The organism is Gordonia sp. BP-119 (assembly GCF_016924115.1).
GTDB classification, from domain to species: Bacteria; Actinomycetota; Actinomycetes; order Mycobacteriales; family Mycobacteriaceae; genus Gordonia; species Gordonia hongkongensis.
Genome location: NZ_JAFFZF010000033.1, coordinates 1 through 26,167, shown reverse-complemented (window position 1 = coordinate 26,167; position 26,167 = coordinate 1). Strand labels below are relative to the sequence as shown.

General features: G+C 64.6%; 31 protein-coding genes and 1 pseudogene. 14 read left to right on the top strand and 18 right to left on the bottom strand.

The window, feature by feature from the left end; genetic code table 11:
• Window positions 1–5: 5 nt before the first annotated feature.
• Together JW364_RS17805 and JW364_RS17800 are read right to left on the bottom strand one after the other, a co-directional pair.
• Entirely contained in the window at window positions 6–1,706 is a 1,701-nt protein-coding gene (locus JW364_RS17805) for a plasmid pRiA4b ORF-3 family protein (protein ID WP_165630004.1), read from the bottom strand.
• A gap of 129 nt (window positions 1,707–1,835) precedes the next feature.
• Window positions 1,836–3,977: an MMPL family transporter gene (locus tag JW364_RS17800; protein ID WP_065631653.1), complete on the bottom strand. Its 2,142-nt coding sequence runs from the start codon at window positions 3,975–3,977 to the stop codon at window positions 1,836–1,838.
• A 41-nt stretch (window positions 3,978–4,018) separates the two neighbouring features.
• Between JW364_RS17800 and JW364_RS17795 the strand changes: the two genes are divergently transcribed.
• The gene (locus JW364_RS17795) at window positions 4,019–4,534 is read left to right on the top strand and encodes a MarR family winged helix-turn-helix transcriptional regulator (RefSeq protein WP_083207431.1); all 516 of its coding nucleotides are present in this window, start codon (window positions 4,019–4,021) and stop codon (window positions 4,532–4,534) included.
• 15 nt (window positions 4,535–4,549) lie between these two features.
• Here the strand turns inward: JW364_RS17795 and JW364_RS17790 are convergent, their stop codons facing one another.
• Window positions 4,550–4,843 carry a hypothetical protein gene (locus JW364_RS17790; RefSeq protein WP_065631654.1) on the bottom strand — a complete coding sequence of 98 codons (294 nt, stop codon included), beginning with the start codon at window positions 4,841–4,843 and terminating at the stop codon, window positions 4,550–4,552.
• 168 nt (window positions 4,844–5,011) lie between these two features.
• Here JW364_RS17790 and JW364_RS17785 point away from each other — a divergent pair, with 168 nt between their 5' ends.
• Complete coding sequence (locus JW364_RS17785) at window positions 5,012–5,461, top strand: GNAT family N-acetyltransferase (protein WP_238994896.1); 450 nt, start codon at window positions 5,012–5,014, stop codon at window positions 5,459–5,461.
• Window positions 5,462–5,559: 98 nt separating this feature from the next.
• On the opposite strand, the gene JW364_RS17780 is transcribed toward JW364_RS17785, so the two are convergent.
• The 4 genes from JW364_RS17780 to JW364_RS17765 form a co-directional block, all read right to left on the bottom strand.
• On the bottom strand, window positions 5,560–6,171 hold the full coding sequence (locus JW364_RS17780; RefSeq protein ID WP_068970446.1) for an AAA family ATPase: 612 nt from the start codon (window positions 6,169–6,171) through the stop codon (window positions 5,560–5,562).
• A gap of 68 nt (window positions 6,172–6,239) precedes the next feature.
• Window positions 6,240–6,770: a hypothetical protein gene (locus tag JW364_RS17775; protein ID WP_065631656.1), complete on the bottom strand. Its 531-nt coding sequence runs from the start codon at window positions 6,768–6,770 to the stop codon at window positions 6,240–6,242.
• A gap of 101 nt (window positions 6,771–6,871) precedes the next feature.
• A complete protein-coding gene (locus tag JW364_RS17770) occupies window positions 6,872–7,570 on the bottom strand; it encodes a PE-PPE domain-containing protein (RefSeq protein ID WP_223258861.1) in 699 nt (232 codons plus the stop codon).
• Window positions 7,571–7,849: 279 nt separating this feature from the next.
• A complete protein-coding gene (locus JW364_RS17765; protein ID WP_203235851.1) occupies window positions 7,850–8,173 on the bottom strand; it encodes a hypothetical protein in 324 nt (107 codons plus the stop codon).
• A 615-nt stretch (window positions 8,174–8,788) separates the two neighbouring features.
• On the opposite strand from JW364_RS17765, the gene JW364_RS17760 reads away from it, so the two are divergent.
• The gene (locus tag JW364_RS17760) at window positions 8,789–9,676 is read left to right on the top strand and encodes a DUF5996 family protein (protein ID WP_065631659.1); all 888 of its coding nucleotides are present in this window, start codon (window positions 8,789–8,791) and stop codon (window positions 9,674–9,676) included.
• Between the two features lie 113 nt (window positions 9,677–9,789).
• Here the strand turns inward: JW364_RS17760 and JW364_RS17755 are convergent, their stop codons facing one another.
• Complete coding sequence (locus tag JW364_RS17755; protein ID WP_065631660.1) at window positions 9,790–10,230, bottom strand: SRPBCC domain-containing protein; 441 nt, start codon at window positions 10,228–10,230, stop codon at window positions 9,790–9,792.
• Between the two features lie 276 nt (window positions 10,231–10,506).
• Between JW364_RS17755 and JW364_RS17750 the strand changes: the two genes are divergently transcribed.
• The gene (locus tag JW364_RS17750; protein WP_068970457.1) at window positions 10,507–10,911 is read left to right on the top strand and encodes a DUF1801 domain-containing protein; all 405 of its coding nucleotides are present in this window, start codon (window positions 10,507–10,509) and stop codon (window positions 10,909–10,911) included.
• A gap of 25 nt (window positions 10,912–10,936) precedes the next feature.
• Here JW364_RS17750 and JW364_RS17745 read toward each other — a convergent pair whose 3' ends face one another.
• The 4 genes and pseudogenes from JW364_RS17745 to JW364_RS24655 form a co-directional block, all read right to left on the bottom strand.
• Window positions 10,937–11,239, bottom strand: coding sequence for a hypothetical protein (locus JW364_RS17745; RefSeq protein WP_068970445.1), 303 nt, complete (start codon window positions 11,237–11,239; stop codon window positions 10,937–10,939).
• 986 nt (window positions 11,240–12,225) lie between these two features.
• Window positions 12,226–12,816 (bottom strand): dihydrofolate reductase family protein, encoded by a 591-nt coding sequence (locus JW364_RS17740; protein ID WP_065631663.1) that lies wholly within the window; start codon window positions 12,814–12,816, stop codon window positions 12,226–12,228.
• Window positions 12,817–13,005: 189 nt separating this feature from the next.
• Window positions 13,006–13,446 (bottom strand): SRPBCC domain-containing protein, encoded by a 441-nt coding sequence (locus JW364_RS17735; protein ID WP_068970444.1) that lies wholly within the window; start codon window positions 13,444–13,446, stop codon window positions 13,006–13,008.
• 187 nt (window positions 13,447–13,633) lie between these two features.
• Window positions 13,634–13,813: pseudogene (locus JW364_RS24655) on the bottom strand (hypothetical protein); the annotation flags it as partial.
• Window positions 13,814–13,907: 94 nt separating this feature from the next.
• Between JW364_RS24655 and JW364_RS17730 the strand changes: the two are divergent.
• From JW364_RS17730 to JW364_RS17720, 3 genes are all read left to right on the top strand, one after another.
• Window positions 13,908–15,122 carry an NAD(P)/FAD-dependent oxidoreductase gene (locus JW364_RS17730; protein WP_065631664.1) on the top strand — a complete coding sequence of 405 codons (1,215 nt, stop codon included), beginning with the start codon at window positions 13,908–13,910 and terminating at the stop codon, window positions 15,120–15,122.
• 29 nt (window positions 15,123–15,151) lie between these two features.
• Window positions 15,152–16,057: an RNA polymerase sigma-70 factor gene (locus tag JW364_RS17725; RefSeq protein WP_065631665.1), complete on the top strand. Its 906-nt coding sequence runs from the start codon at window positions 15,152–15,154 to the stop codon at window positions 16,055–16,057.
• Window positions 16,058–16,205: 148 nt separating this feature from the next.
• A complete protein-coding gene (locus tag JW364_RS17720; protein ID WP_065631666.1) occupies window positions 16,206–16,586 on the top strand; it encodes an SRPBCC family protein in 381 nt (126 codons plus the stop codon).
• Between the two features lie 51 nt (window positions 16,587–16,637).
• Here the strand turns inward: JW364_RS17720 and JW364_RS17715 are convergent, their stop codons facing one another.
• Window positions 16,638–16,943 (bottom strand): hypothetical protein, encoded by a 306-nt coding sequence (locus tag JW364_RS17715; protein ID WP_068970442.1) that lies wholly within the window; start codon window positions 16,941–16,943, stop codon window positions 16,638–16,640.
• 54 nt (window positions 16,944–16,997) lie between these two features.
• Window positions 16,998–17,759, bottom strand: coding sequence for a hypothetical protein (locus JW364_RS17710; RefSeq protein ID WP_068970441.1), 762 nt, complete (start codon window positions 17,757–17,759; stop codon window positions 16,998–17,000).
• A gap of 407 nt (window positions 17,760–18,166) precedes the next feature.
• Here JW364_RS17710 and JW364_RS17705 point away from each other — a divergent pair, with 407 nt between their 5' ends.
• The 4 genes from JW364_RS17705 (at window position 18,167) to JW364_RS17690 (ending at window position 19,993) form a co-directional block, all read left to right on the top strand.
• Entirely contained in the window at window positions 18,167–18,694 is a 528-nt protein-coding gene (locus JW364_RS17705) for a GNAT family N-acetyltransferase (RefSeq protein WP_065631669.1), read from the top strand.
• Window positions 18,691–19,311, top strand: a complete 621-nt coding sequence (locus JW364_RS17700; RefSeq protein WP_223258858.1) for a TetR/AcrR family transcriptional regulator — start codon at window positions 18,691–18,693, stop codon at window positions 19,309–19,311. Before JW364_RS17705 ends, JW364_RS17700 begins: the two co-directional genes overlap by 4 nt.
• A gap of 119 nt (window positions 19,312–19,430) precedes the next feature.
• Window positions 19,431–19,706 (top strand): type II toxin-antitoxin system Phd/YefM family antitoxin, encoded by a 276-nt coding sequence (locus JW364_RS17695; protein WP_055477309.1) that lies wholly within the window; start codon window positions 19,431–19,433, stop codon window positions 19,704–19,706.
• The gene (locus JW364_RS17690; protein WP_055477308.1) at window positions 19,703–19,993 is read left to right on the top strand and encodes a type II toxin-antitoxin system RelE/ParE family toxin; all 291 of its coding nucleotides are present in this window, start codon (window positions 19,703–19,705) and stop codon (window positions 19,991–19,993) included. The genes JW364_RS17695 and JW364_RS17690 overlap by 4 nt, the downstream gene beginning before the upstream one ends.
• Before the next feature lie 18 nt (window positions 19,994–20,011).
• Here JW364_RS17690 and JW364_RS17685 read toward each other — a convergent pair whose 3' ends face one another.
• The gene (locus tag JW364_RS17685; RefSeq protein WP_055477311.1) at window positions 20,012–20,218 is read right to left on the bottom strand and encodes a hypothetical protein; all 207 of its coding nucleotides are present in this window, start codon (window positions 20,216–20,218) and stop codon (window positions 20,012–20,014) included.
• 667 nt (window positions 20,219–20,885) lie between these two features.
• Window positions 20,886–21,119, bottom strand: a complete 234-nt coding sequence (locus tag JW364_RS17680) for a hypothetical protein (protein WP_055477307.1) — start codon at window positions 21,117–21,119, stop codon at window positions 20,886–20,888.
• Between the two features lie 116 nt (window positions 21,120–21,235).
• Here JW364_RS17680 and JW364_RS17675 point away from each other — a divergent pair, with 116 nt between their 5' ends.
• Complete coding sequence (locus tag JW364_RS17675; protein WP_055477306.1) at window positions 21,236–21,589, top strand: hypothetical protein; 354 nt, start codon at window positions 21,236–21,238, stop codon at window positions 21,587–21,589.
• Between the two features lie 118 nt (window positions 21,590–21,707).
• Here JW364_RS17675 and JW364_RS17670 read toward each other — a convergent pair whose 3' ends face one another.
• Window positions 21,708–21,947 (bottom strand): hypothetical protein, encoded by a 240-nt coding sequence (locus JW364_RS17670; protein WP_055477305.1) that lies wholly within the window; start codon window positions 21,945–21,947, stop codon window positions 21,708–21,710.
• Between the two features lie 34 nt (window positions 21,948–21,981).
• On the bottom strand, window positions 21,982–24,042 hold the full coding sequence (locus JW364_RS17665; protein ID WP_068970440.1) for a DEAD/DEAH box helicase: 2,061 nt from the start codon (window positions 24,040–24,042) through the stop codon (window positions 21,982–21,984).
• A gap of 298 nt (window positions 24,043–24,340) precedes the next feature.
• Here JW364_RS17665 and JW364_RS17660 point away from each other — a divergent pair, with 298 nt between their 5' ends.
• On the top strand, window positions 24,341–25,357 hold the full coding sequence (locus JW364_RS17660) for a reprolysin-like metallopeptidase (RefSeq protein WP_165630005.1): 1,017 nt from the start codon (window positions 24,341–24,343) through the stop codon (window positions 25,355–25,357).
• A complete protein-coding gene (locus JW364_RS17655) occupies window positions 25,357–26,019 on the top strand; it encodes a hypothetical protein (protein ID WP_055477302.1) in 663 nt (220 codons plus the stop codon). The genes JW364_RS17660 and JW364_RS17655 overlap by 1 nt, the downstream gene beginning before the upstream one ends.
• The last annotated feature ends 148 nt before the right edge of the window (window positions 26,020–26,167 follow it).

Sequence of the window (26,167 nt, the reverse complement as noted above, 5' to 3'; positions counted from 1 at the left end):
GTGGATCACACGCCTAATCGGCGCCTGACCACATCGATGTCGAACGACGTCGGGTCGAAGGCCGAACCAGGTGTCAGGCCCGCCCACTCGCGTAATTCCAGATGGCGCGGGTGCGTCTCATCGTTGACGGCCTCGATGAAATCCGCCCATCCGGGAACTCCGCCGACATCCTCGAAAGGGGCGGTTCCGCCGCCGGCGACGATCGACACCGGCGGTTCGCCGTCATTCATCGGGGTGAATGCCTCGACGACAATGCTCACTTCCCAGCCGTCCCCGAAGTCGTACTCATAGGACACCACGTCGCCGGGCTCGTCGACCAGCTCACCCAGAGTCGAGTCGAAGACGGACTCCGTGTACCTGCCGGCCCGTGCGGTGCCCATCGCCTCGTCTGATAGATACCGGTGCTCGTGGCCGAAGCATGGAGTCGTGAACGCGTAGAGATGCGCATCGTTCCAGGCGAATGCAGCTTGCAGCACTTCGTGGAGTTCGTTCAATGGAACCAACGCGAGTATTCGAATCCGTCGCCAGACTCTGGGTCGGACGCCGGCGAGTTCGGCGCGCACAGTGATCATGGTCGTCGCCTCCCCGCTTTCCGGAATGTGACGTTCCGGAAATCCGTCCCACACAGCGGGTCGCAACCCCTCGGGGACGACGTAGTCACCGTCCTCGTTGAGGACGAGCCACCCGTCCTCGATGATGTGCTCGATGCGAGAATGGGCCCTGGGCATCTCCGGTGAGATCAGCCCGTCATCGCGCAGGGCGGCGAAGCGATCGGCGGCAAACGGCATGATCGTCAGACCGTGGTATACGACGCGCGCGACGATTCCGTCCACAAACTGTGCCATTGCACTCGAATCAGAGGTCAACGCTCTGCCGACGGCCGCAGCCAGCGTGCTGCGTCGCGTCGTCAACGACTCTGATCCACGCCAGGACGCGGCCGCCGGGCCCGGGTAGACATGGGATGGAGTGATTGCGATCAACTGGGCATCCCGGGCGAGCTCCCAGATCTCAGCAAGAACGCGATGATGTTTCATTGCCTTGAGTGCTGCTGCTGGTGGCTCGATCTCCAGCGCATGCAATAGGTCCGGAAGCAGTGCCGGCTTGAGCCATCCACTTGGCGTCACCGGCCGTTTGTGGCCGATCCAGTCCATCAACACATCGAGCCGCTGCAAAACCCGAACCGATTCCAATGCATCGCGCTCGGTGGAGCTGTCGATGTCGTCTACATCGACCTTCAGCCCGCCCATGGAGTCGAGGAGGTATTGCTGGCAAGCCCCCATTACGACATCGGCGCTGATGGCTGCAGTCCACCTGGAAGTGGTGACGAGGAAATCGATGAACAAGCGCAGTGCGAAGACCGCAATGCTTGCCGGTAAGGCGTCGTCCTCTTCCTCTTCCATGTACTCGGCGAAGTCGATTGCCGCATCGACCTCCTCGAGCGACCACTCGGTGGGCCGATGGTCTGGCAATGCGTAGCCGACGGCAAAGTCCAGCGCTCTGACGGCGTCGACGATGGCTGCCTGCTTGTCCGGATCGTCTTCGAATTCCACACTGGGCAGCCAACGTTCGAACTCGCGTATCAGCATGTCGATCTCCGAGGTGTCGCGACCGCGAATCGGGATCACATTGCTACTTCGGCGCGCGGCCCGCTTCTTCGTCTTTTCGGTCCGCTTGGCGCCGCGGGACTGCTTGTTCTTCCGGCTCATCGGCACCGATCCTATCGCGAGCATCGCCGTCATCGGCCAGGTCGAGTGCTGGTCCGGCCGGCGGTCGAACGGTCCCGGCTCCTGAGGGCCGGGACCGTCGGCTGTTCGGTATGAAGAGTCCGGACTTTCCTAGTCCTGCCTTGGTCCTGCCTCCACCAACTCGTCGTCCTCCGGGACATCTTCCTTGTTCGCCAGCGCGCTGGGCCACCACACGGGACGGCCAATGTCGTAGACGAGCGCCGGGACCAGCAGCGTCCGGACGATCAACGCGTCGAGGAGGACGCCGAAGGCGACGATGAACGCAATCTGCGCCAAGAAGATCAGCGGGATGACCGCCAGGGCGGAGAACGTCGCCGCGAGGACCACGCCGGCCGAGGTGATGACTCCGCCGGTGACCGTGAGCCCACGGAGAACACCTCGGCGCGTACCGATCTGCAGTGCTTCCTCGCGGACGCGGGTCATCAGGAAGATGTTGTAGTCGATGCCCAGCGCGACCAGGAACACGAACGCGAACAGCGGCACGACCGGGTCGGCGCCGGGGAATCCGAGTATGTGGTTGAACACGATCGACGAAATTCCCAGAGTCGCCGCGAAACTCAGGATGACGGTGGCCATCAGGAGAATCGGGGCGACGATCGCCCGGAGCAGCGCGCACAGGATGAGCAGCACGACGATGCTGACGATCGGGATGATCAGGTTCCGGTCGTGGATGGCCGTCGTCTTGGTGTCAAGGTCGACCGCGGTAGGACCGCCGACGAGCGCGTCGGCGCCGTTGACGTTCCCCACCGCGTCGCGAAGACGCTCGATGGTCTCCTCGGCGGCCAGGGAATCGGCCGGATCGGTCAGGGTCGCCTGCAGAGCGACCCGTCCGTCGACCGTCTTGGGGGCGCCGCCCGGATCGGTGACCGGGACGACCTCGGCGACGCCGTCGACATTCGCCGCCGTGTTCTGCACCTGCTGCAGCGATGCGGCGTCGGCGATGATGACCGCGGGTGAACCGTCCCCGGCGTCGAAGTGGGCGGTGAGGACTTCTTGGCCCTCCTGCGACTCCACCGCTACGAGGAAGGTGTCGGACTGCGCGACACCGTCGGCCTTGAACTGGGGGAGGAACAACGCGAAGAGCACGAGGAGCAACGTCGTTGCCACCCAGAAGCGCCGGGGGTGCCGTCCGATCCGGTTCGCCAAGGCGCCCCAGAAGCGATGGTTGCTGCTGTCCTCACGCTGCGCCGACGCCGGGTCGACGACCGGTCGCTTCGGCCAGAAGGCACTGCGTCCGAGCAGGGTCAGTGCCGCGGGGAGGAACGTCATCGACGCCAGGAACGACGCCGCGATACCGATCGCGGCAACGGGACCGAGACCGCGGTTGGAGTTCAGATCCGACAGCAGGAGGCACAACACACCGGCGATGACCGTGCCGGCGGAGGCGGCGACGGGTTCGAGGGTCGCGCGCCACGCGGCCCGCATGGCGTCGTACTTGTCGGCGGTGAGTCGCAGTTCTTCTCGATAGCGGGACACCAGGAGCAGGGCGTAGTCCGTCGCCGCACCGAACACGAGGATGAAGAGGATGCCCTGGCTCTGGCCGTTGAGGGTGAGCACGTCGTTCGACGCGAGCACGTAGACCAGCAGACTGGCGAGCCCCAGCGCGAACACGGCGGACACGATCACGACGAACGGCAGGATCGGACTGCGGTACACCACGATGAGGATCAGGATGACGACCGCGCCGGCAACCAGTAGCAACAAGCCGTCGATCCCGCCGAACGCCTCGGTGAGGTCGCCCGCGATGCCTGCGGGTCCGGTCACATACACCGACAGTCCCTCGGGCGGGCCGTTCGCGAGTTCCGCACGCAGAGCCTCGATGCTTTCCGAGATCTCCCCGGAGGAGTCGACGGGCACGATCATCTGGATCGCCTGACCATCCTGCGAGCGGATCGGCGGAGACGTTCGCTCGGAGATCCCGTCCGTGCCGGCGACCTTGCCCACCGCCTCGGACACGAACGCGAGGTCGGCGTCGGTGATGCCGCTCGTACGTTCGGCCACCACGACGGCCGGGATCTCGGAGGAGTCCACGAAGTCCGCTTCCAGGCGGGAGACCTCGGTGGCTTCGGCGGATGCGGGCAGGAACGACGTGTTGTCGTTCGCCTGTACGTCACCGAGTTTTCCGGCGAACGGTCCGCCGACAGAACCCAGGGCCAGCCATCCGATGACCAAGAGGGCTGGCAGAATCCATCGCAAGCGACTGACTCGTCGAGCAGAGGTGGGTGGGTTCACGGGCTTCCGTTCGTCGGTTGCGGGTGGAGTGCGTGAGCACCATGATGTTCAGCAGGCTGAACAATTGCAAGTCTGCGGGGTGTGACGTAGAGAATCGGCAGGACAAGGTGGACGACGGAAACGACGGGATGGACGGGTGGCCGACCGGTCGGCTGCTGTCGGTGGCGGCACGGCTCGTCGAGCACGCCTGGGAGGCGGTACTGCGGGAGTACGACATCTCGAGCGCTGGACTCGTCGTCCTCCATGTGGTGAGCACGGGACCGGCCACCCAGCGCGAGGTCGCCAAGAAGGCCAGGGTGACCGATCAAACTGCGAGCCGCACCATCGAGCGACTGGAACGGATGGGTTACGTGCGGCGTCAGGTCGATCCCGACGATGAGCGGAGAAAGCACGTGAGCGCGACTCCGGCCGGTGCCGAGGTCTACCGCGCATTGCTGGAACGGGAGCGAACCGACCCGGCGCTGATCGCGTCCATCGGCGCGTCAGAACCGGAACTCCGTCGATTGTTGCTCGAACTGATTCGCGTGCAACAGGATCGGAGCTCGGGGCCGTCATAGCGTCGCGTCGGTTGCTCAACCCGCGTCGCGGGCTGCTTCGAGTCCGGCGACGAGTGCGTCGACCTTCGCCCGGTTCTCCGCCGACGTCATCAGCCCGACGAACGGCGGGCGCGAGAAGGTGAGGGTCACCTGGAGGAGCTGTTCGCGTTCACCGCCGAACAGCTTCTTCCGTCGGTTGGTCTCGGTGACCTCCGCGGAGACGAACGATGCTGCCGGCAACCGGGTCTTGGACGTGCCGCCGCGGAGTTTCTCGAACCACTCGCCATCGAGTACGACCGTTTCGTTCGACAGACCATGGATCTCGAGCACGTGCTACCCCTCGCCCTGCGGATTGTGTCGTGATCACGATATCCGCCGAGAACGGCGATGCCGGGGTTTGCGGCAGATCACAACACCGTTGCCCTTCGACGCCGGCGCGCACTACTGTGCCGATCGTGCATACACCGACCTGCTGGGCCCGCGCTCGTTCGGCGACCCGTGGCTGAGGTGAGACTTCGGCAGGCCGACGACGCCGACACGGACCGCCTCGTGGCCGTGTGGCGTTCGGCGGTCGAGGCTACGCATCACTTCCTGACTCCTGCCGACATCTACGGCTACGCGGATCGGCTCGCACGTGACTACTTTCCGGCGGTCGAGTTGGTCGTCGCGGAGGCCGACGGAGTGGTCGTCGGCTTCAGCGGAACCGCAGAGAATCGGCTCGAGATGCTGTTCGTCGATCCGGCCGCCCACGGGCGGGGCATCGGCACGGTGCTGCTCGATCACGCGGTCGCGCACGGCGGCGTCGACGAACTCGACGTCAACGAACAGAACCCGGGCGCCGTGGAGTTCTATCGGCGCAGGGGGTTCGAGCAGGTGGGCCGCTCGCCGGTGGATTCCGACGGCCGGCCGTTTCCGTTGCTGCACTTTCGGCGCGCCGGGGTCCCGTGAGACCTAGTTTCACGCCGCGGCGAATCGCGGGTGCAGAACTTGTTCACCGTCACCACGGCCATTCGAGGCCTCTAGAAGTCTCGCGGACGAGTGTCGGCTCACGTTCGGATGTGTCGAACTGCGACTGCTGCCCTACGCAGCTGATAACGCGCCGAAGACAAACGGGGACGGGAGAGTTCGAGTCCGGCATCGTCGGCGATGTGCTCGACAACTTGGTCGACACTGCGTTCGTCTGCTGGCACATGGCTTGCGAATCGGTCCTCGCCAAGCCGGGCGACGCACCTCCCAGTCTGTTTCATCGCCCAGGTCTCATCGGCGCCGAGGATGGGGCCGAGACGGTGAGCAAGGCGGGCTCTGAGACGTCGATGGATCACTTCGACGGAAGCGGTCAGGGTGTAGTGCCTGACATCGACGCCATGCTCTTTGAGTCCACCGACGATCTCGTCGAAGTACTCAGCGTCGACGAGCGTCATGGGAACGATCACCGGGGAGTCGCTGGATTGTTCGGCATCCAAGAGGGTTTGGGTGACGCCCGTGCGCCACTGCGGTAGGTCCTGAAAATCGTCGCGCCGGGCGGGCGGCAGCATCTTGTGCATCGCGAATCCGAGGAGTTCGGGATCGGCCACGTGCGACGCAGTCAGCCGGCGGTGAAGCTCGTGTGCGGTCTGTGTCTTACCGACGCCGAAGGCGCCGTTGATCCAGATCAACATGACGTGAGGTTACCGACAGGTGGGCAGCGCTTCCGGTGAAGCGGTCAGGGGCGATGTCGGTCCGCCGGTCAGGATTCGTGCCTCCGGTCTTTCTTGGTCTGACGTCGCGCACCGGCGGCGATGGTCGAGGCCTCGTACTTCTTTCGACCGGGTGATTCGCGGGTGTCGTCGGTCCGGATTCGTCCCGACGACGCCACTTTGCCCTTGCCCTTGTCCTTGCCTCTGCCCTTGCCGGTGTCCTTTTGAGATGTCGGGCTGTCGGTACGCGCCCGGACCAGTCGCTCGGCCTTCAATTCGAGAGCGGCGTCTCGAGAAACCCTGGCCAGTCGACGGCTCACGCGGCTCAAGGCGTCCTCGAAGACCTCGGCTTTAGCGGCGTTCCGGGCATTTGCTGCTTTCGCGCTCCCACGGCCGCCTTTGGTCTTGACTTTCTCAGCACCCGCACGGCGGTAGAGGGTGACGTGCTTGTTCCGTGCGCGCCGGATTCGCGAGTGCAGATCGATCAGTCCGTCCTCGTCGAGGCCGGCCATCTGTGATTTCTTGGTCTCGCGGACGAGTACATATTCGCTTTCGGACAGGGAATTCAGGGTCTTTTTCATGCCGGTCCTCGCTCGTCATGCCGTCACGTTGCAGTCCTGATGTTAGGTGCCGGCGCGCGCTCGAACTTCGGTTCTGTCCGATTCGGGTCAGATGAACCGGCTCAGGTGTCAGAGGGGGCCGGCGGCGAACCCATCGGCCGGTCGTAGGCTTTCTCGACCTCCGGACGAAGTCGTGCGTCCTCTTCGGCCTTGCGGGCGGCAGTCGTCCACATCTGGGTGACCATGGGCAGGTAATAGGTTGCCGGGGCGCCGAGAATGTAGGTGGCGTTGCCTTCGACGAACGTCTTGTTGGCCGGATCGTCGAGCCCGATCATGCTGTAGTCGTTGTGTACCGGGCGGCCTTCACCACGTCCGCCGACCGAATCCGACGCACTGTGGTTTCGTCGGGCGGCGTCGTTCATGAGGTCGCGGTTGGGTGCATCGGCCCAGAAATCGTATTGTCGCGCAACTATCTTGACGGTGTATCGGGTGTCATCGGGAAAGTTGTTGCCGCCGTAGTCCGCGCGGCATCCTCCCTGGTTGGCGCAACCGTTGTATTTCGATTCGAGATCACCGGTCAGGACGAACGTCACTGTGGCAGGGTCGATGTCGCTGGTGGGACCGTAGGTGCGCAGCCAATCATCCTGAACTTGCGCGCCTTGACTGTGTCCGACGACGATCTTCCGCCCGGGGATCTCGTGCAGCATCTCGTTCAACTTGTCGCGTCCGCGGTGGGTGTTCGTCGCGCCGGGAAAGTTGTTGTACGGCACGTTCACCACTCGATTGGGTGGTGCGAACAGCTCACCGCGCAGCCAGTTCATCGGAAGCGAGCGGAAGGCCGGGTCCAGTGTCAGCACTGTCGCCCCACCCGGGCCCGGCGCTGCACCTGCGACATTCGGTGTCCATTGCCCGATTCCGATTGCCACAATGAGCACCAGGACTATTCGCGAATATTGCTTCATTCTAAGCCGCCTCAGAGGTCTGACGAATGTCTATCACATCGCAAATCTCGCCGGGGGGATGCGAGAAAAGGGACGGCGGTCCGACGATAGGCGTTTAACGCTGTTGTTTGCCGATTTGTATCGCGAATAGACCCGGAATCACACCGAATCGGGTGCGTAGAACTTCGCGGTGGCCGCAGCCGCGGCCGCGACCTGCGCGGGTTCACCTCCGGCCGCGAGGTGTGCCTCTCCCCAGGCCGCCGCGCTACGGCGGATGAACTCGCGTCCCTCGGGAGACTTCTCGATTGCTTCGTGGTCAGCGGTTTCGCCATCGACGAGCAGCCGGGTCAGACCGAGGAGCAATAGATCCCAACCGACCCCGCCGGCACCTGGTCCGTACGTCGCGAACAAGGGTTCTCCGACGAATGCTGCATGGATGAGCTCCAACTCGGTGCCGCCTGCCTGGCCGGGGGAGAGGCGCACCCGCACTTCACTGGTGCTAGGCCACTCGTCGGCGTCGGGACGTAGAGCCAGGTCACCGTGAGGAGGTGCGGGGGGAGTGGACCAGCCATTCGTCGACGTCTCGCAATGGACCGGGTGGTCGACCCACTAGTCGCCGCCACCCGAGCTTCCGCCAGAGGAATCGGAGCCGCCGTCGCCTGACCATCCGCCATCGAAACCGAACCAACTCGAGGACGAGTCGGAGCTTCCCGTATGACGACTGTGCGGCGGCCGGGACGGAGCCCCCGCTGGCCTCTCGGCCCCTCGGCCTTGCACGTGCCTGTTCGCCCCGAAGTCCCGTATTGCGATCGGGAGCACCAGGGCGAGCACGAAGAGCAAGGCGGCTACGACGACGATCAGCCAATCCGGCGCCCCGAGTAACGCGGTGACGATGGTGGTTCCGATCGCGACGAACATCAAGACCGTTCCGAGCGTGATGCGCGGCAATGCTCCTCCTTGATAGCGACGTCGAGGTCGTGTCCGACTGCCGTCTCCGCGACAGGTTACGCAGGTGTTCGTCGGTGTCTCCGTCGAAACTTCACAGGGCCGACGGCTCATCGGCACGTTCGAGTTGACGCGTCCGGGATCATTGGCGACATGGAAACCAAATACGAGGCTTGGCCCGCACTACCGGTGGAGTCGTGGGTCGACACAAGGGACACCGTCCAGTTGTGGACCCAGATCGTCGGCAAGACGCGTCTCGCTCTCGGACCCGAGGTCAACCACTGGTGGGGCGTACCGCTGTATGTGGACGCGCGTGGCCTGACCACGTCCCTGATGGCCGTCGGAGACCGCGGCCTCGAGATCCGCTTCGACTTTCTGGACCACCAGCTGCTCTTCCTCGTCACCGATGGCAGCACCCGTCAGATGAAGCTGGAACCGCGGACGGTCGCCGATTTCTACGCGGAGTACACCGCTCACCTCGCCGACCTCGGCTTCGACATCGCCATCGTCGGTACCCCCGTCGAACTGCCTGATGCGACCCCGTTCGCCGAGGACACCGCCCACTCGTCGTACGACGCCGACGCCGTGTCTCGGTTCTGGCGGTCTCTCGTCAGTGCGCACCGCGTGCTGTCGGAGTTCCGCGGCCGCTTCCGCGGCAAGTCGTCACCGGTCCACTTCTTTTGGGGCGCTTTCGATCTGGCCGTCACACGGTTCTCGGGACGCAGTGCACCCCAGCATCCGGGTGGGGTGCCGAATTGCCCCGACTGGGTGATGCACGAGGCCTACAGCGACGAGGTGTCGAGCGCGGGCTACTGGCCGGGTGGCGCCGAGGAGGGGGCCTTCTACGCCTACGCCTACCCACATCCCGAGGGCTACGACACGCACCCGGCGGTCGAGGCTCCGGCGCGGTGGGATGCCGCACTGGGCGAGTACATCCTGCCGTATCAGCTTGTACGCCAATCGCCGGACCCGGACGCCGTGGTCCTGAAGTTCCTCGAGCAGACTCATCGAGCGGCGGCGGAGACGGCGGGCTGGGACTAGACGCGAGCCGGCGGCGGACGTTTCCGACGTCCAGACGTCGAGGTCTGTTCATCGTTCGTCCTGGCCGGTTGCAATCTCGCTCAGCGGCGCCGCTCGCCACCTAACCCCCGAGCCTATCCGGCGAGCAGAGCGTCCAGCGCTTCGAACGCCGCGCGCCAGCCGGCGGCCGCGTACTCGTACTGCTCGTCGGTGAGGTTGCCACCGGTTTGGCTGAAACGGATCTCGGTGCCGTTGTCGACTGCCATGAAGTCAGCGGTGAGGAGTTCACGTTCATCACCCGGCTCGTCGGTCATCGTCAGTACGAGTCTGTTCGGTCGGCTGACCTCGACGTACTCACCGCGCCAATGGACTTCGGGGAAATCGCCCCCAACGATCATTGTTGCTGCCCAGGTGCCCCCGGGTCGGGCGTCGAGCGATACCGATTCGACGGGGACCTGGTTCGCGCTGCCGCCGAAGAACTCGGCGAACAGAGCCGGCGTCGTCCACGCGTCGAACACGGCGGCGGGAGAAGCGTTCAGTGTGTAGGTGAGGGTTGCCCCGGTTGCGTCCGTCATGGTGTGACTGCCTTCTGGTCGTCGACGTCGGCCGACATCGATGTTTCGCCGCGGACGGCTCGGTCCGCAGGAGGGCAGACCCTCGTTGCTCGCAGAACTCATCGGGCTCACGGCGGGGAGGGTGCGGTTGGGCAGAAGCAGTCGGGCGAGTCCTGATCGGTGCCGATCTACCAATCAGGTCTGCTAGTTTCTCGGCGACGTGCCATTCCAGGCGAAGAGAACCGGTGGGTATCGATTGTGAACGAAGAACCGCGAGCCGGCGGCAAGGCGCCCGCGATGAGGCCGTCCGAGGCGCCGATCGAGGAAGTGCTCGACCGAGCAGTCGGTCCACGTCGGGACGAGGCCGATGAACTGGTCGCCTTGCTCGGTGAGATCTCCGGACACCGGCCCGTCCTCTGGGCCGGCCGCATGATCGGCTTCGGCGAGTACGAGTACCGCTACGCCAGCGGGCATGGCGGTCGGGCGCCGGAACTCGCTTTCGCGCCCGGCCCGAAGAATCACACCATCTACCTGGTCAGCGACTTCGCCACGCAGTGGCCAGATCTCATCGACCGGCTGGGAAAGTGTCGCGTCGCCAAGTCGTGCCTCCACGTCACTCGGCTCCGAGATGTCGATCTCGCAGTGCTGACAACGCTTCTCGAACGATCGTTGGCGCAGACACGCTCGTCCCACGGAGGTTGAGATCACCGCGGGTCCGGTATCCCGCTCAATCGAGATATCCGGTCTCCGGGTTGATGTTCGAGAGGAACTCCCTGATCGACTCGCGGTGGTCGCGAATCGTCGGCAGGGGGAGTGGCAGCGGGGCGGGCGGGAGCCCGTCGTCGCTCTGCCACGCAACTCGCGGCCCGCTGGAGCCGAAGCCGTACCCAGGGTTCGGGCCCGACGTCCACTTGCTTGAATACCCACCGTCGGCACGGACTGTCACTTGAAACAGTTCTCCGTCGACGACCAGATCGACCGGGCAGTCAGCCGGCGCCGGGCGCCAGTCATCGTTCTGTTGCGCAATCATTCGTGGGACGTTAAAGACTCACAGCAGTACTCGCATGGCATTTTCCCGCAAACGGGGGGGCGTGACTCTGAGTGGTGATCAGTGGCCGGGAAAGTAATCCGGCCCGGGGTCATCCGCGGCCGCGGTGGTCGACGCGAGACCGCAGGCGATGCCAGCGCGGCATCAGTTTCCTTAGCGTTCGGTGGGTGGTCACGAGGTCGCGGCGCCGTGCAACCGGGCGGCTTGTCGTCACGAGTTCAGATTGTCGCGCCGCGACTGTCACGGGGTCACCCCGAAGCGGCTCGGAACCGCTTGGTGAAATGCGTTGAGTCGCTGAACCCATGAGCGCGGGCGATCATGGCGTCACGGGCACGGTCGAGGCGGCGTCGGATGACGTGATCCATCAGCCGCCTTTCGGAACTGGGCCAGTCGGCGTACAGCTCCCGGGTCGACACGTTGTGGGCCGCGGCGATCGTCTCGGCCGACAGGCCGGCGTCGGTCAGCTGCTGTGTTGCTTCCCAGGACCCGCGGACACGTTCGCATGCACCTCAGCGATCCGGACTTGTCGCCGGTGTCGATCGCGCGGGCGCACGGCATCACCGTCCGAAAACTGTTCCAGCTCCTCGCCGATGCCGGCACGAGTCTCGAGCAGTGGATCATCACGAGTCGACTCGAGGGCGCGCATGATGACCTCGCGCCGAGACCGCTCATCAACCGGTCGCGGCAATCGCCCGGCGCTGGTGCATCACGAATCCGTCGCACTTCAGTAGACGATCCCGCGCGATGTACGTGATCAGTCCGCGGGCGTGGCGGGTTCTCGCGGCGTCGCGCACACGAGAGCGGATAGGAAACGGCTGACTGAACGAATTGCGACCGGTCTCGGAGAGCTGGCCTCGGAAAACGCGATGTGATGTCACCAGCCGCGTCGCCGGTCAGTCGATTGCACCTCCCGTGCCACCCTACGTTCGTGTCCATTAGCACCGTGCCTGCGGGGAGGTGATTCGATTTCATTCATGAGTCGCGGGTGTCGTCAGGGCGGCGTATCTGAGCAAGACTGCGCCAGAGGAGAAGGGTCGGCATTCCATCAGTTCCAGTCGGGTTGAAGGCTGGTGTGCGTCGAGGACGGGTTTGCCTTTGCAGAGCAAGATCGGGTTGACGATGAGGTGGAACTCATCGACCGCGTTCATCGCATTGAGTGTCGCGATCAAGCTGAGGCTGCCGTAGACGACCACATCGCCGTTGGCGCGATCCTTGATGCGCTGGATCTCGCTGGCGGTCACTTCTGTGACGTGCTGGGTCACCGGCCATGCGGCGATGTCACCGGAACGGGAGGCGACGAACTTGTCGAGCTGGTCGAGGCGACGGGCGTAACGCCGATTGCCGTCGTCGGCGTCGATCGTTCCGGCGGCGACAGCCGGCCAGTAGGAGGCGAAGTCGGCGTGCGTGATCCGGCCGAGCAGGAGCGCGCCGGCGTGCTCGACGAGGGCGAGTTCGTAGTTCATGAGGTCGGAATCGGCGAGTAGCCAGTCCATGGAGTCATCGAGGCCAGCGACATAACCGTCGAGAGTGGTCCACATGCTGATGATCAGTCTGCTCACGATCCTTGCTTCTTTCTCTGGGCCCGAAAAGTCATCGGAGCTGCGCGTCCCGCAGCCAGGGCTCTGCACGTCCTGGCGACGATGGGGGGCTCGTGGCCCCGATAGGCGGTATTTGTGAACTCCTCGCCCGGATAGCTCCGGTCGGGACGGTTGCGCTTTCCGTTCCGCGTATGCGACAGCGCCTCGGGACTACCCGGACAGCACAGCATTCAGCGCTTCGAACGCCGCGTGCCAGCCGGCCGTCGCGTACTCGTACTGCTCATCGGTGAGGTTTCCGCCGGTTTGGCTGAAGCGGAGCTCGGTGCCGGCGTCGACTGCGATGAGGTCCACGGTGAGAAGTTCACGTGCGTCGCCCGGCTCGTCGGTCATCGTCAGCACGAGTTTGCTCGGTCGCTGCACTTCGATGTACTCCCCGCGCCAATGGAACTCGGGCATTTCCGCGTCGGCGATCATGGTTGCGGTCCAGGTGCCTCCGGGTCGGGCGTCCAGCGTGACCGAGTCGACGGGGACCTCATTCGTGGCACCGCCGAAGAAGGCGGCGAAGAGTTGCGGCGTCGTCCACGCGTCGAAGACGGCGTCGGGGGAGGCGTCGACGGTGTGGGTGAGGGTTGCTCCGGTTGTGTCGATCATGGTGATCCTGCCTTGTCGTCGTCGATGTCTGCAGGCATCGGTGGCTCGGTGCGGACGGTCTCGTCCCACCCGGGCAGACTCCCGGCGCGGCGGGAACCCATCGGCGCTCGGACGACGGAAGCGCTGGATGGGTCCAGTCGGCGATCCGCATCAGGATGGAGCGTTTGCCGCCTAGACGCCTTTGTTCTCAGCGCGGTGTGGTCGACCGCATTGGCGGATCGGAAAGATGGTCCGGCCGGACGATCATCCGAGGCCACGGCGGTTGCCGCAGGACCGCCGCCGATCCCAGGGCAGCTGCGACGAGACCGGTGATCACCCCGATGAGAGCCACTACCGTGTCGGGCGCAGGTCGGCGCCGAGGGTGGCCGCTGACCAGCGGATTCGGCCCGGGTGTCACATTCTCGTCGCCGCCGGTGTCTCGAGGGCGAGCACTATCGAACACCACCACGGAAGGCGGGACCATGAACACCACCGACATCAACCAGATCGGCGACGACAAGGCTGACGGGGAGCGGACGCACGTTGTCGTACTGGGTGCGGGCTACGCCGGCGCGATGGCGGCCAACCGGCTCCGGCGTGATCGTGCGGTCGACGTCACGGTCGTGAACCCACAGCCGTTCTTCGTACAGCGCATACGGCTCCACCAGTTCGTTTCGGGGACCGGTGATCCGCAGATCGCATTCGACGATGTGCTGGCCGACGACATCCGCGTTCTCGCCGACACCGCCACGCGCATCGACGCCGACGCACGGCGAGTCCATCTGGCGTCGGGCGCGCACCTCGATTACGACTACCTCATCTACGCGATCGGCACCCGCCACCGCACCCCCGAGATCCCAGGGGCCGCGGACCATGCGCTGTTCATCGCCGATTGGGAGAGTGCACAACGCATGCGCGAACGCGTCGAGGATCTGGCGGCGCACGAGACGGTCACCGTCATCGGCGGGGGACTCACCGGGATCGAGGTTGCGGCAGAACTCGCCGAGAGCGGACACAGCGTCCGGTTGGTGGGCGGCGGTGAGTTCGCGGCTTCGGTGAGCGCCCGGGCTCGACGCGCCACGGAGACGCAGCTGAATCGACTGGGTGTCGATGTCATGGACCAGGGACGTGTGGTCGAGCTCGGGGAGCGGACCGTCACCGTCGACATCGACGGTCAACGAATCGTGCTACCCAGCGCGGCAACGGTTCTCGCGACCGGCTTCGAGGCGCCGGAACTCGCGGCCGCCAGCGGCCTGGAGACCGACGAGATCGGCCGCCTGCGCGCCGACGCCGCCCTGGCCAGCATCGACGACGACCGGATCATCGGCGCCGGTGACGCGGTGGCTGTTGATGGCATGACGCTGCGGATGAGCTGTCAGGCCGCTGAACCACTGGGCGCCCAGGCCGCCGACGCGGTCCTCGCGAAGATCGCCGGTGAGCAGCCGAGCCCTGTCGACCAGGGCTTCGTCGCGCAGTGTGCCAGCATCGGCCGACATGCGGCCACCCTGCAGTTCACGCGCCGCGACGATTCGCCGACGCCGGCGGTGGTGACCGGTCGTCTCGCAGCCTGGACGAAGGAGTTGGTGTGCCGAGAAACCGTGGCCAACATCCGGCGTGAGGCCGCGCGGCCCGGTAAGTTCAGCTGGTTCGGTGCAGCGAAGAGCGCGACCGCCGAGCGTGAACCGGTCGGACGATGACGAACGGCCCGTCGACGAACGGAGTAGCTATGACAGGCGGTCAACTCGACCGTCGCGCAGCACGATTCGCAGAACTGCGGCCGTTGCTGTTCACCGTCGCCTATGAGATCGTCGGTTCCGCCGCCGACGCGGATGATGTCCTGCAGGAGAGCTACCTGAGGTGGGCGGAGGTCGACGACGTCGAAGTCGCCGACCCGAAGGCCTACCTCGCGAAGATCGTCACACGCCAGGCACTCAACACCCTGCGGTCGCGCTCGCGGCGTCGTGAGGAGTACGTCGGCCCGTGGCTCCCCGAGCCGATCCTGCTCGACGACCGCGACCTCGCCGACGACGTCGTACTCGCCGAGTCGGTGTCCACGGCGATGTTGGTGGTGCTGGAATCGCTGAGTCCGGACGAGCGTGCAGTGTTCGTGTTGCGCGAGGTGTTCGGGTTCTCCTACGCCGAGATCGGATCGATGGTCTCGAAGTCGTCGGCCGCGGTGCGCCAGATCGCGCACCGCGCCCGGTCGCATGTCGAGTCGCGGCGGCCCCGGTTCGAGCCGGTCGACGCCCAACGCGCCGGAGCGGTTGTCGAGGAGTTTCTCGCCGCCGCGCAGTCAGGTGAGGTCGAATCGCTCATGGCGCTGCTGTCGCCCGACGTCGTGTTCACCGCCGACAGTGACGGCAAGGCCACGGCGGTGAAACGGCCCATTCAGGGTTCGCTGCCGGTGGCGCGCCTGCTCACCGGATTCGCGCGACTCGGGACGACGATCGACGACTATCGCGCGGAGGTGGCGGTGCTCAATCACGAGCCCGGCATGCTCGTGTACTTCGACGGAAAACTGCAGGGCGTGTTCACGTTCCACATTGTCGACGGCGTGATCGACCAGATCTACGCGATGCGCAATCCCGACAAGCTCGCCGGGGTCGAGGAACCGCGAACGATCGCACGGTGACGTTCACCCGGCACGTTTCTATGCGGGAACAAGGCGATGAGGGCCGCGCCGGGCCTTGTTCTGCGACGATGGTCCGATGTTGCACAACTTGTCGACTCCCGCATCGCTCAGGTCGGTGCTGCGAGTTCGCACTGGTTTTCGGCATGGCATGCCGACGACAGAGTTGCGGATGAATCTGGCTCCTGACGCAGTGTGGGCGACGATCACCGATGTGAACGCCTGGCCGTCATGGGGACCCACGGTTTTCGGGGCGCAGGTAGACGGTGACGTCGAGTTGGCCTCTGGGACACGCGGAACGATCACGACTGTCGCGGGGGTACCCGTGCCGTTCGAGATCACCGAGTTCGTCGACGGACGATTGTGGGCGTGGAAGGTGGCGGGTGTGAACGCGACGCGGCACGAGGTGATCCCGGTGGCGGGTGGCTGCATTCTCAGCTTCGGTGCGCCGGTCTGGGCGGTACCGTATCTGCCGGTACTGGCCATCGCGTTGCCGCGGATCGAACGGATCGCGTCTGGTCTCGGAAGCTGACCTCGAAAGGCGCTGCTGCGTCAGAGATGTGATGACACCGGCCCCGCCGCGTCAGTCGATTGCCGCTGCCGGCGGCCTCAGGGCATCGCGCTGAACGAAGATACCGACAACGACGCCGACGATGGTCAAGAGCACGACCAGGGCTACCCCCGGAATCACGTACCCTATCCCGTCGGGGCAGACCCACACCTGCTGCCCATCGATCGTGGTCGAGGAACAGCCCAGGTGCAGCACGGACTCGGACAGATAGATCAGCGGCCACGCCAGAGCGACCGCTGTCGGTACCGCGACCGCAACACTGACCAGGAGGATTCCGATCAGTGTCGACAGTGAGCGCAGAAGCCGCGAGTCCGTCATCGCCTCACTGTACGAGCGACCGTCGCCCAATATCAGTGCCCCGGACCGACGCCATCATGAGAGCAGTCCACTGGGTGTCACGGCCACCCACCGGCCATCGCTGGGTGGTAGGTCTTTCCACCCGCGGGAGTGGGCACGGTCGCAGATGATGCGTTCGCATCGCGGGCGGTCGGCGGGGGAGGCGTGCCATCGTTCGACGGCGGCGGCGATCGTGGGAAGCACGGTCACGTGTGGACCCATCGTTGGGTGGCGGGACTCCGCAGCGTATACGTCGCTCCAGAAATGACTCCCGACGACTGGGTGGACAAAACCGTCACCGATTCGGGCCGACATCATCTTGCTGTAGGCGCGCGTGCCCGCAGCATGAACTCCGTCGTCGTGGTCGCCGCCGAGGGCGAACATCAACTCTTCACCGAGCTGCTGCTGATGAACGGTTGTCATCGAATGCCCGTCGATGACCGGTTCGCCGGGTGCTCGGCGGCGAAATCTGGACATGATGTCGGCGACCGTGGCGGCGATCTCCGGGGGGATCAGCGGCGGGACAGAGTTCGCCGGCTCGTCACTGGTGAAAGCGAGGTACCGGAGGCTCTCTCCGACGAACGTGTCCCACGTTCCCTCCACGATTGAGTACTGGGTGACGGAATAGATGAATTGGTCGAATACGTCACGGGCAAACGGGACGCTCCGGCGTAGCAGGTCGACCTGGGCGAGAGGTACAGCACGGTGCAAGCGGGATTCGAGGAGACGGTCCTCGTGGTACAGACTCACTTCGATCCCCATGCACTCGGCAAACCGACGGTCGACGCCGTCGGGCATGAGGTCACCTGTGACCAGTAGAACACGGAAACCACCGGATGTGATCGGTCAGCCTTCACGTCTTCAGAGCTTGACGGCAGTTTCCGGCCAACCGGCCACGTATCACTCTGCACGACAGACGTTCTCGTGGTGAGAGCTGTTGGTGTAGAGGTGGTAGTCGCAGCTCGGGGTGTACATCCGAGGCCCACCCGGTGGGGGAGACACGACACGCTGAATGGCCGGCCCAGATCGCGAGGTAGCAGTCGTCGGAACTGCGCGTCACCACAGCCAGGGCTCTGTACGTCCGGGTGACGACGGCGTGGTCGCCGCCGACGTAGAGAGGGTGAACGCCGTCGCACGGCTCAATTCGCGCAGCGTGTGTTACCGTACTGAAACACTCGTTTCAGTGAGATTACTCGGAGGTCGCGATGACCCAGGGAACAGCAGCGGCGTGGTCGACCCCGCCGTCCGGTGGTGTCGTGCTCCGTCCGTTCGGCAAGCCAGGCGACCTCGGGTGGGTCGTACAGACCAACGGCGAGGTGTACGCGCGCGAGTTCGGTTGGGACATAACGATCGAGACGCTGGTCGCCGACATCGTTGCCGCCTTTGCCCGCAACCACGACGAAGACACCGAGGCCGGCTGGGTCGCCGAACTCGACGGCGCGCGGGTCGGCTCGGTGTTCTGCACTCGTGGACAGGATGAGCGCACCGCCAAGCTGCGAGTGCTCGTGGTCGATCCGAAGGCGCGAGGGCACTCGCTGGGTCGACGTCTGGTCGGGACCAGCGTCGATTTCGCGAGGCGAGCGGGCTATGAGCGGATGGAACTCTGGACGGTCGACTCCCTGACTTCAGCTCGTCGCGTCTACATTGACGCCGGATTCGCGCTGGACACCGAGTGGTCGAGCCGCCTGTTCGGAAAAGATCTGGTCGAACAGACCTGGTCACAAACTCTGTGAGCGCGCCACGGCCTGAGCTGGCGACAGGCTCTGCCCGTCGAGTCCAGCTCCTCGACGCCGCATACGCCTACATCGTCGACAACGGGGCAGCCTCCCTGTCGCTACGACCGTTGGCGACCGCGATCGGGTCGAGTCCGCGTGTGCTGCTGTACTTGTTCGGCAGCAAGGATGGACTCATCCAGGCACTGCTGCAGCACGCTCGCGCCGACCAGATGGAATCGATGGCGGGGCGCGTAGTCCTCGCAAAACAGCCTGCTGCACGGGATATCTTCGCCGTTGCACGAGCGGTGTGGGAATGGCTGTCCACGCCTTCGCAACGACCGGTACTGGCATTGTGGGTCGAGGCTTACGGTCGAGCGCTCACCGACCCCGACGGCCCGTGGAGCCTGTTCGCGCAGGGGACTGTCGACGACTGGCTGACGATGCTCGCCGAGGCGCAACCGACAGGCGTCCGGCAAACGTCGAAGGCCGAAAGTGAACGGACGGCTGTTCTCGCCGTCCTCCGTGGCGGTCTCCTCGACCTGCTGGCAACCGGCGACGTCCGACGAACCACAACCGCTGTCCACATGGCTCTGGACTCTCTGGCTGGACGAGTCGTGCCCGAGGGCCCGCAGTAGTGGGTGATCGGCGCGGGTTAATACAGCAGATGAGTATGCAATCATCTACTTGACATAATATCTATTATCGGCTAAAAACGAGGCTAGTGGAAGGCTAGTATTGCGGCTATCATGTAGCCATGACGACAGTGCCACTCGGTGAAGCTAAGGACAAGCTCTCCGCGCTGGTCGACAGCGCCGAGAGCACGCACGACATCATCACGATCACCAAGCACGGCAAACCCGCCGCGGTGCTGATGTCGGCCGACGACCTCGAATCGCTGCACGAGACGATCTACTGGCTCTCACGCGCCGGCGTCCGCGACGACGTCGCTACCGCAGACGCCGAGTACGCGGCCGGTGAGACCGTCTCCATCGACGACCTGCGCGCCGAACACGGCATGCCGCCGAAATGAGCGACGCTCCGACAGACTCGTCCGCCCCGTACCGGGTTGAGGTCGCATCCCCAGCTCGACGCGACCTTCAACGACTCCCATCCCGGATCGTCCACGCCGTCATCGAATTCATCTCCGGGCCGCTCGCCGAGAACCCCCACCGGCTTAGCAAGCCGCTGCGCGACGACCTCGCAGACCTTCACAGCGCCCGCCGCGGCGATTATCGCATCCTGCTCCGCATCGACGACCCCAACCACACCATCGTCATTGTCAGAATCGACCACCGAGCCCACGCCTACCGCACCTGAGTCTGGTGCGTTGAATTCTCAACCGACCCGGCGGTACTTCCTGTGCATTGCCTGCTTCGTCGTTCCAAGGAGCGTGCCGATCTCTGCCCACGACAGTCCTGCCAGGCGTGCCCGCCGCACCGCGACTTCCTCCTCGCGGGCAATCTCCCGTCGCCAATCTGCGACTCGGGAAAGCTGCTCGATTGGTGTCTCGTCGTCGTCGCCGCGGTCCAGTCCAGTCCTCATGCAGACCAGCGTGCCCGTGTCTCCGCGATCCGTCAACATTGGTTGACGGAAACCAGTTTGAATCACTGCTCGTCGTCAGTACCCGCATTCCTGGGCTGTCGACCAGCTCTAAGACCTCATCATCGCGCTGCAACGCCAGGTCAGCATGATCATCGCCGCCTCAAGACCACTTGTAGTGGTGACGATGGAGTGATCGTAAGCGGAACACGCACTATCCATCACCGCTGTGCGAGCTGTCAGCCTCGCCATCGGTGCTATCCGGGGGTCCCGAGCGACGGTCCGGCCAGTTGGAAGGGTCGGGCAGCAAGCTGCGATCACCACCGAAGGCATCGCCGAGCCCGAAACCGCCATTGCGAATGGCCATATCCAGTCCTGAAGACTTCCACAACCTGGAAGCCACGTCATCGAAAGCTCCAGGGTTGGTCTTGCTTAGCGACAGCAACGCGTCGTTCAGAGCACCCTCTTAGCGAAGAATGCCTGTGCGGCGACGACTCCGACTGCGAACGAGCTGCAGCACGAATGGCCGAGGCCCACCTGCCTAACGCCCACCAGCTCCTGACGATGCTCGCCGACACCCTCGGCTACAGCCTCACCAAGCGGTAAGTAGGAACGAAGCCTCCCGCTGCCCGGACATCCCAGGCAGCGGGAGGCTTTCGCTCATACGTGGTTATGCCTGCGTGAGGCGGTCCTCGCGCTCGCGGACCAGTCGCACGATCCCCTGGAACACGCGGTACCCGCGTGCCCGCTGGTACCCGCTCACCGCTCGGTCGTACACCGCCGCGACCGGAAGGGTCTCCGACTCCAGACCGCGGTCCTCGACCAGCTCCTCGTAGATCGAGTTGAACGGAGCGATCCAGTTGTTCAGGCGGCGATCGGGACCGTAGTCGCCCAGCCGGTACACCGACTCCCGCGAGACGAACCCGCCGTTGCGGATGAGATTTTCGCGCTAAACAAGTTCTCTTACGAACCGGCCCTCGGTGCCATAGATTGAGCCGGGACTCACCGTAAGGTGGGTCGATGGTAGCCACTTTCGCCGTATCGCGTGCAGGCAAGGCCCAGGTCGTCGCCGCCGCTATCATCGGCTTCGTAGTCGGGATGTTCGTCGTGATCCCGCTCGCCCATCTGACACGGAGCTGGCTGGGCTTGTCGGAACCCACCGCCGCGCCCCTGGATGCACCGGTGGACAGGCCGCTCATCGCCACGTACTGGGTTCCGTGGTTGCTGGCATGGGCGGTGCTACTCCTTCCCGGGATCGCGGTTATGCTCCCGGCACGCACCCGTTGGGCTGGCTGGGCGTACTCGCTCGCGGCTGGCGTAACGGCCGGAGTGATCGCGCTACTCGGGGCATGGACCGATTGGGGCTTGGGATAGACCTTGTCGATCAGGACTGCTTCTTGCAACTCGCCCTAGTTCAACACGTCCCGTTACCAGTTGAAAAATGCTGGGGGACAGGGCTTTAGCTAGCCAGATAGACATAGGCCCGTCGGCGTCACAGGCCGAGCTGCTGGCGCAGCGTGGCGAGGTCCTGTTGAGCGACGTCGAGGATCTCGGCGGCCGCCGGCGGGCAGTATCTGATCGCCTTGTCGTTTTCCGTGATGACCAGGTGGGTGTCACCGGCCAGGATGAAGTGGGCCTTCTTGCCTTTGCGGTGGGCGGCGCACGGACGCTCGTGATTCGTGCGGGGCGTCTCGACACGGACGTGGCGCAGGATCGCTTTGGTGGTGGGCATGCTGACTCCTTTGGGGCACGGTACGGGTGAGGTTTTACCCGCGTTGGGACAGTTGGGATCTCAACGTGTCGCGGACGGTGTCGGCGATCTTGTCGATGCGTTCGAAGATGGTGGTCAACTGCTCGCCCGACCACTCGCCGCGGGTGCCGTTGGGCATGCCCACCGCCTCGTTGATCGCCGCGGCCAGACGGCGGATTGCGATGACCGTGTTGTGCTGACGCGGGCCGCCCGTGACGGCCATCAGCTGGTGACCCCGGGTCGGGAGGTCGAGGTCGGCCAGAATTCGGTTGGCGACCGCCTTGGTGCGCTGGTTGACCCGGGTCTTGGCCGATTGTCGTGCCCGCTGCGGGGAGACCGGGATCGGCTGCGGCGCAGGGGGTGCGGCTGCTGCCTGCTGCGCCAGCAGGCGTTGGCGTAGCTGCTCGCGGTCAACGACGTCGCCGACACGAATGCCGGGGGCGACTTCGCGGTTCAAGATCTCGTCGAGGACCCGGTCGTCGGTGGGATCAAGGTAGGTCTGCTCGACGAAGTCGGTGAGGATCTCGTTGTCGACGAGCATGCCCTCGTCGAATCGGCGGGCACGCGGTTCGCCATCACCGTTGCCATCGCCGTCATCGTCGGTGGTGCCGGCAACCCATCCGTGCACCAAGGCTTGGTCATCGAGGTCGAGTTCGCGGAATTCTGACCAGCGGGCGTCGTTGTTGAGTCCGATGTGGGACACGATGTGGCCCTGGTTGTCGGGGTGCTCGGGGGCCGCCTCCTGCACCACGCGCATCACCCGGCCGACAAACTGGATGTAGGGCGCCAGGCTGCGGAAGGGCCGGAAGATCGCCGCGACACTCAGGCGCGGGTGGTCGAAGCCCTCACCGAGCATCTGCACCTGCACGACGCAGTCGAGCTGCCCTTGGCGCAGCCGTGCGATGACGGCGTCCTGGTCGTTTTCGTCCATGTCGGAATGGATCTCGGCCGCGCGGTATCCGCATTCGTTGTAGATCGCGGCGACCTGGCGGGCATGGTCGACCGAGCAGGCCGCGGCGATGATCTGGTGCTGGATACCGGTCTGGGCGCGCATCCGGTCACACGCCTGGATGCTGGCCTCCACGATGTGGCGGTTGCACTCGGTACTCAGCGCCACGCCGCGGCGGAACCAGGCCTCCTCGCGCAGTTCCAGGACTTCGTCGAGGGTGTGGCGGCGGGTGTCGTCACGGTAGGTGAAGTACAGCTCGGCGGGGGCGACGTTGCGGGAGTGGATCTGCTTGATGTAGCCGGTGATCATCGCCCGGGTGAACGGGTACCGGTAGACGATGTCGCCGTGCAGCTGCTGCTGGTCGGAGCGAAACGGGGTGGCGGTCAGGCTGACGACCTTGGCATTGGGGAAGCGCCGGAACACCTTCTGCCAGCTTTCGGCGGCAGCGTGATGGCCCTCATCGACCAGGATCATGTCAAAAAAGTCCTCCGGGAACTGCGGAAGCCACCGGTCGGCCTGGCTGGCCAGCTGCTGGATGTTGCAGACCACGAAGTCACTTTCGATCGCGTCGTGGACGTTGGCGTTTGGCCCGTCCAGGACGGCCATCCACGGCCCTGCGGTGAAATCCGACAACACCCGACACTTGGTCCAGAAACACTGCGGGCTGGTGATGTCCACGGCATCGGCGACCCCCTTACGGATCGTCAAGTTCGGCGTGATCACCAGCGTGCGACCACGGGCGATGCCGAAGGGCAGAGTCGCCATGATGCCGGTCTTGCCGCACCCGACTGGAATCTGCACGATCGCCGGGGTGGCGTTCTCAGCGAAGTGCTCGCGCACAGCACGGTGGGCCTCGCGCTGTGGCTCCCGCAACGCCGCGTTGGCCTCGACGTCCGCGTTGGCGGTGACGAACACACTGCTGTTGGCGCCAGCCGCGGCGGCCTCCTGGGCACGGCGATACTCCAGCCGGAACGGCTCCAGGTCGGCGCGCCGGTAATACCGGTAATCACTGCCGGGGCGCCGCAGCGCAGGCAAGGTGCCGTCACGATCCCATCGCCGCAGCGTCTGGGCGGACACCCCGAGATAAGCAGCCGCCTCCGCGACTCGCAGAAAACCTTGTTCAGCCATGATTAAAACTATACAACATTATACAACTCTAACAAGTATCCACTGCGTATATTGCCGCGCGCAAATGAGCTTCAACCTCGACACACTCTCCCGCTCACACGTCAGGTCACCTGGACGGGCCGGGCCCTCGAGGCCGACAAAGTCACCACAGCGTCCCGCTACATCAGTCGGGCAGGTAGGTGCGAGGCAGGAGTGCCGAAGTGATCTGCGGTACCCGATTTTCGTTGACGTAGATCACACATTGCAGATAGCGTGTCCACCACTTGCTGGTCTTGGGGGGCGAGTGAAGGTGGTGACGGTGCGTAGGTTTGGTATTGCCCTGGCCTCGTTAGTAATTGCCGCATTAATGTGGATCGGCGCAGGCGCGGTACGCGCGGACGTCTTCCATGGTTACTGGATCTACGGGAAGATCCACGAGGAATACGAACAAGCCGGTGGTTACAACTTCTTCGGCAACGCCACCATCCCCGAGTCAAACACCCAGAACGGCGGCAAGTTTCAGAAGTTCGTCAAGAACAGCTCGATCTACTGGCACTCCGCCGTGGCCGGCGGGCATGCCAACCAGATCGGTGGACTTATTCGCGATGCGTGGGGCCGAGTAGGTTGGGAGACTGGGTATCTGGGCTATCCGATCACCCGCGAGTTCGGCGTCAACGGCGGGCGCGCGAATCACATGGTGGCCGGGTCGATCTACTACTCGGCCACGACCGGAGCTAAAAACGTGTGGCTGGGAATCCGCGACGTCTGGGCCGATTCAGGCTGGGAGAACGGGCGATTCAAGTTTCCCACTGAAGACACCCGCACCACCACCTGCTCGGTCTGGGCGCAAGACTTCCAGGGCGGCACTGTGCTCTACAAGGACACGGGCGTCGGCGGCTACTTCCTACCCAACAACGACGTCGATGGGCAGCGCCTCGCCTACAGCACCGGCGGCGGTTTCCTCTACGGCGCCGAGCTGCAATCTGCGGTGAACTCCTGGAACCAACTCAGTCCTATCACGGTCGCGCCGGTAGGTGTGTTCGAGGTTGCCGATGTGGCGATCTCGACGGAAAACCGATCCGATGTGAGCTGGTCTGGGCTGCACACGCGCTACAACGCGCCGCTGACCAGCACTATCCAGATCAACATGCACTACGTGCAGGGCTACTCATCGGCGAGGAGAGCGGGGGTGATCGCCCACGAGATTGGGCACGCACTGGGACTGTTCCACACCTGCTCCAACGACCTGATGGCAGATAATGACGGGGCCCGCGGAACGTCCTACACGCCCACTGGGCTCACCCGCGACCTCTACCACAACAAGTGGGGATTCTGATGACCACCAACCACCGAGCAACACGACCGGCGGCCCTCACGCTCGGCATCGTCGGCATCTTCGCCGCTGCCACCCTGGCCGCGTGCGGCGAACAAACCGTCAATGAGGGCATCCCTCCCCTCGAATCGGCCACGGCCACCTCGACCGCCCATGCGGACTCGATCACCGACACCTCTGACCTACGCAACCTGATGGCGATCTCGACGCACGTCTTCACCGGCCGCGTCGAATCAGCCGCCGGCACCAAGGCACTCGGGCCACTCCCCGAAACTCAGTACAGCGTGCTCACCAAAACGGCGATCAAAGGTGAAGTCCCCGAGAGCGTGGTAGTCAACCAGCAAGGCGGAGTCAAAGACGGTGTCTACATTTCCGTCAACGGCGACAGACCTCTCAAGGTCGGCCAGTGGTACCTGTTCGCCACCCGCTACCTCGAGTCAGAGAAGTGGTACACCCTCGTCCCTGTCGACGGCCGCAAGCCTGTGACTGAACAACAAGCCCGCGACAGAGCCTCCGCGCCCCTAGCCGCAGCTGAGGCCGCGTTGCGCGCCAACCCCCAAAACCGGCTCGCACCACCGGCCCCACCGAGCCCGTCGATGACCTTTCCGATACCCCAACCCGGCGACCGCAACCCGCCACCACCCTCACCGGCGCCAACCGGTTAATCATCCGGTGGTCAGGGTGTATGAACCGTCCTGGATCGGATGGAGACCTCGTTTAGGCCACCGCCATCTCGGAGGTGGCTGTCTCACGGTAGCGCCTCTCGTACTCAATGGGCGGGCAGTAGCCGATCGATGAGTGCAGCCGCTCGGT